Annotated in this window: 3 protein-coding genes; 2 read left to right on the plus strand and 1 reads right to left on the minus strand. The window is 72.6% G+C overall.

What is annotated here, in order from left to right; all coding sequences use genetic code 11:
• Positions 1-672 (minus strand): O-methyltransferase (locus tag AB8Z36_RS35440; RefSeq protein ID WP_369217500.1); only part of this gene is annotated, 672 nt, incomplete at its 3' end.
• Positions 673-825: 153 nt separating this feature from the next.
• On the opposite strand from AB8Z36_RS35440, the gene sigE reads away from it, so the two are divergent.
• Both sigE and AB8Z36_RS35450 read left to right on the plus strand, forming a co-directional pair.
• Positions 826-1,629: an RNA polymerase sigma factor SigE gene (gene sigE, locus AB8Z36_RS35445; protein ID WP_232626827.1), complete on the plus strand. Its 804-nt coding sequence runs from the start codon at positions 826-828 to the stop codon at positions 1,627-1,629.
• Entirely contained in the window at positions 1,626-2,651 is a 1,026-nt protein-coding gene (locus AB8Z36_RS35450) for a zf-HC2 domain-containing protein (RefSeq protein WP_369217499.1), read from the plus strand. The genes sigE and AB8Z36_RS35450 overlap by 4 nt, the downstream gene beginning before the upstream one ends.
• Positions 2,652-2,876: the final 225 nt, after the last annotated feature.

Consider the following 2,876-nt stretch of genomic DNA (forward strand, 5'->3'; position numbering starts at 1 on the left):
ATCCCCCACCGGCAACAACGACGGCACAAGCTCCGCACTCTCCCGCACCGTCCGCAGAAGATCCCGCAGGCAGAGAACCTCGACCGGCTGCGGCCCGGAATCCACGGTCCGCCCGTCCGCGAAGGCCCCCTCGAAGCAGACGAGCCCACCCGGCCGCAGCAGGCGCAACGATTCAGCGAGGTAATCGAGGGACTCCATGCGGTCCCCGTCGCAGAACACCAGGTCGTAGCCGCCGTCGGCGAGCCGCGGCAGAACATCCAGCGCCCGCCCCGGAATGAACCGCGCCCGATTGCCCGCGAAGCCGGCCTCCCGGAAGGCCTGGCGGGCGAACGCCTGACGCTCCGGCTCGGGATCGACCGTGGTGAGGACCCCGTCCGGCCGCATGCCGTGCAGCAGATGGATGCCCGACACCCCGGTACCGGTACCGATTTCGGCCACCGCTTTCGCGTCAACCGTGGCGGCGAGCATCCGCAGCGCGGCGCCGGTGCCGGGCGACACCGAGGGCAGCCCTGCCTCCCGGGCCCGGTCCCGGGCCCAGCGCAGCGCCTCGTCCTCGGCGACAAAGGCGTCGGCGAACGCCCAGCTCGTCTGCCGGTTGCCGGTAATGGCCCTCTCCTGTCCCCGTGGTTGCCTGGCCGTGACTGTATCCGTTGGTGCCGGGAACCCGCAGATGAGGCCGGGCGTTTATAGGGGGTGTGAGGACAGCGGGGGTCACGGATGGATCAAGACTTGAAGCGGGCGCCTCGAAGCGGCAGGACAACCGCAGCGAAGCCCGTACCAAATTCACGTAAAAACGCTTATCCGGAGCTAACGGGCGAGGTGGTTATGGTAGGGGCTCCACTGGACACCACCAGAGCCGACAGGGGAGGTGCGGCTGCGTCCGCGGATCGGGGAGGAGTGCTTCGGCGCTTTCTCGGATTGGCGGGTGAGCCGAAATCCGTGACCGACACCGCTGACCGCATCCGTGCCAACGACTCCGCTCAGACCGCGACCTTTGCCGCTGACGCGGAATCGCAGGCGTGGACTCCGCCCACCTGGGAGGAGATCGTCAGCACGCACAGCGGCCGCGTATACCGCCTGGCGTATCGCCTGACCGGCAATCAGCACGACGCCGAGGACCTCACCCAGGAGGTCTTCGTCCGTGTCTTCCGGTCCCTGTCGACCTACACCCCCGGCACGTTCGAGGGCTGGCTGCACCGCATCACCACGAACCTCTTCCTGGACATGGTGCGCCGCAAGCAGCGCATCCGCTTCGACGCCCTCGGGGACGACGCGGCGGAGCGCCTCCCCAGCCGCGAGCCGTCGCCGCAGCAGGTGTTCAACGACACGCACTTCGACGCCGACGTCCAGCAGGCGCTCGACACCCTCGCGCCCGAGTTCCGCGCCGCCGTGGTCCTCTGCGACATCGAGGGATTGTCGTACGAAGAGATCGCCGCGACCCTCGGCGTCAAGCTCGGCACGGTCCGCAGCCGTATTCACCGGGGCCGTTCCCAGCTGCGCAAGGCCCTCCAGCACCGCTCTCCCGAGGCCCGCGCGGAGCGCCGTGCCCTCGGTGCGGACACCCCTGCCCTCCAGGCAGTGGGGGCCCCCGGAGCCGTGGCGCTGGGAGGAGGGGGCGCGACCGCGTGAGTGGATCACGGGCAAATCCCGCGGAGCGGCCGCCGGCCGACGCGGAGCAGCATCTGGGAGACCGGCTCGCCGCCCTCGTGGACGGTGAGTTGGGTCATGACGCGCGCGAGCGCGTCCTCGCGCATCTGGCGACCTGTCCGATGTGCAAGACCGAGGCGGACGCGCAGCGTCGCCTGAAGAGCGTCTTCGCGCAGGCGGCGCCGCCGCCGCCGAGCGAGAGCTTCCTGGCCCGTCTCCAGGGCCTGCCCGCGGGCGGCAGCGAGCCGCCCGACGGGACCAGACCTCCGGGTGACGGAGAGGGTTTCGCCACCGGTTCCAGCTCCGCCGGACTGCCGAGGAGCGGTCTCTTCGGGGCGAGCACCGAATCCTTCGCGGGGTATGTGCCCTCGGGCGCCCATGCGACGGTGCTGCCCGGTGAGGGGCGGGGCTTCCGCATCCATGACGTCACCCGGCACGAGGGCGACCGCTCGCTCTGGCGCGGACGCCGCTTCGCGTTCGCCGCGGCGGGTGCGGTGTCGATGGCCGCGATCGCGCTCGGCGGCGTCACGGCGGGTGCCCCGGCCGACACCGCTGACCCCAGGGCCGGCGGCTCCAAGGCGAACAGCAATGTGACCCCGCAGCGTTCGCAGGGCGCGGGTGCCTCCGTGACCCCCGACTCCGTGCGGCGCCGAGGGGCCGGTAATCCGCTGTCGGCACAGGGCAGGAGCCCCGGTGTCCTCGCGGCGCCCGCCGCGCCCGTCGAGGTGACGGGTCCGCTGCTGCCCGGGGCGCCCGCGCAGCCCCTGCGCTCACGCGCGACGGCGTATGCGGTGACGGCACCGCTCCTCGCGGGCGCCGCCACGCTCTCCCCGTTGATACGCCCGCCGGAGCCGGGCCCCAGCGGAGCGACCCCGCCCACGCCGCCCGGCGTCGCGGCGTCGCCGCAGGCCGAGTCCGTGCAGGCGGGCGGCGTCCATGCGCCGGACACGACCGCGGCGGTCCCGGGTGCGGACCCGTCAGGAAGGGCGCCCACGCTCCGCTGACGCGGCGGTGCCCTGCGCTCATGCGGGAGAACCTGGTTGAATCTCGGTGGGCCGTGCCCGCCGGGGGGACTTGGCGGGCGCGGAGTTGAGATTCGTGTCGGCGTGCGCCGCGGGCCAGTGGTGGGGAGAGCATGGACGAGGGCAAGCCCACGAAGGCGAAATGGTGGAGCCGCCCCCGGCCGGAGACGCCGGGCGCCCCGGAGCCGGGGCCCGGCKCTCCCCAGG

Source organism: Streptomyces flavofungini, from assembly GCF_041028215.1.
Lineage (GTDB): Bacteria > Actinomycetota > Actinomycetes > Streptomycetales > Streptomycetaceae > Streptomyces > Streptomyces flavofungini_B.